This window comes from Mesorhizobium sp. M1143, assembly GCF_040318435.1.
Taxonomy (GTDB): Bacteria; Pseudomonadota; Alphaproteobacteria; order Rhizobiales; family Rhizobiaceae; genus Mesorhizobium.
This window is the reverse complement of the sequence record NZ_JAMYMJ010000162.1, coordinates 1-1,801: the sequence shown is the minus strand read 5'-3', so window position 1 is coordinate 1,801 and position 1,801 is coordinate 1. Positions and strand designations below refer to the sequence as shown.

The 1,801-nt window shown below is 55.6% G+C and carries 1 protein-coding gene and 1 pseudogene; both read left to right on the top strand.

Features of this window, described 5'->3' with window-relative positions; translation table 11 throughout:
• Positions 1-60: 60 nt before the first annotated feature.
• Positions 61-891, top strand: coding sequence for a universal stress protein (locus NKH35_RS31600; protein WP_023682867.1), 831 nt, complete (start codon positions 61-63; stop codon positions 889-891).
• A 703-nt stretch (positions 892-1,594) separates the two neighbouring features.
• Positions 1,595-1,801, top strand: a pseudogene (locus NKH35_RS31595) (DUF2333 family protein); the annotation flags it as partial.

Sequence of the window (1,801 nt, the reverse complement as noted above, 5' to 3'; positions counted from 1 at the left end):
GAGTGTGACACGCATTGGGCCAATGGTCGACGGCGGTCGAAATAACGGGGTTGAGGTCTGATGAGCAAAATTGCCTTACTTCCTCTGGCGACGTATCCGGAAGCGAATTCCACCAAAATCGCATCAAACGCAATCGCGGTGGTCAAGCACGTTGGTGCCGCACTTCATGCATTGACGATCAATGTCGATATTCCGGGTATTTCCAATCCGGTTTCGCGATACTTGATCGATCTTCCCGAAATGATCCGGGAGACAGAAGCGACCAGCCGCAAGCATGGGCTCGATTTGCTGGAGGCATTGAAAGCTGAAGCGGCACGCGTCGGATCGCTCCTCACAACCGAGGAGATTGCTGTTCAGCCAGCATCTATCGGCGATGTTGCGGCAACTCAGTCACGCTATTTCGATTTTGCTTTGATTGGGTTGGAGCCAAATAACCAGACTGCGCGCATGACCGTTAATGCGGTCCTGTTTGGTTCGGGTCGCCCAACCATAATTCTGCCGGAAGACGCAAACGTTGGTGCGATCGATCATGTCATCATCGCTTGGGATGGTAGCCGCGTTGCGGCCCGGGCCGTTGCCGATGCGCACGCGTTTCTGCAATGTGCCTCAAAGATAACGGTACTGACAGTGACAGACGAAAAGTCGCTGCGCGATATTGGCGAACGCCTCGCCCTGAGCCTGAGAAAGCGTGGCTTTCCCGCTGAGGGGATCTCAATCGACCTCGAAGATCGCCCCATTGGCGTTACGCTTCAGGCGCGCGCTGTCAGCATGGGCGCCGATCTGCTTGTTATGGGTGCATACGGCCATTCCCGGATGAGAGATTTTGTCGTGGGTGGAGCAACCAAAAGCGTTCTTGGCGATCTGCGCCTGCCTGTCCTTTTGTCGCACTAGAAATCTGCCCGAGAGTTGTCAGCGGCGGGTTGGCTACTACGATTGTGCCAGCGGCGCACTGTATCAGGTTCTAAACTAGCCCAAGACGAAACTGCCGGATTGCTCGTGAGTTGCCGATTGTTTTGCCTTCGATATCGAACTCGACCCGAACCGGGAGCATAGCCGTTCGCGGCACCTACGATTGATTCCTGCCCCTGCCAGAGGCCGACAATGACGGTCCGCCTTTGGTGCCCATCACGTCCGCGCCTGCAACCACTTGAGGCCGAACTCGCACAGAGCCAGAAGTCTGGGGCTGAGCGAACACTAGATGATGTTGGCAGTCTCAAACGTCAAGACGGGCATCTCGCAGAGGCACACTGCTTGCATTTGGCGAACGTCTATCGATATCAGAACGAAGTAAACTGGCACGAAGGCGCGCTCATAAAAAGCGCCGAAATTGCCTGTCGCGTGCGAATGGCTAGGCGAGGTATGGTGTGTGCCGATAACCATGCGGTTTGAAAACCGGGACGGATGGTCTATGCAGCGCGTCGTTCTGCAAACCACATATTTGAAGGACAAGGTGGCGTTTCGCACGCGCCTTTACGGCTTGACTGACTAGAACGAAATGAGCCGTCATTTCGTTCTAACCTATTGTTTTGGCGCATGATGTTATCCAAAAAGTCTGCAACTTTTTGGCATCATGCTGAAGGGGTGAACGAGAGCCATGCTTGATCCGATCGTGAATTTCTTCACCCGCATCTTCCAGTGGATCGGCCGCGGCATCGGCCTCGCCATCGGCGTGATCCTTTGGCCGTTCCTGTGGGCCGGGCGCTGGTACACACAGCGCGGCTGGATCCTGAAGGCGGCGGTCGGCCTCGCGCTGCTGGTTCTGATCGGTCTCTACGCCAATTTCTTCTACGCCACCCAGTGG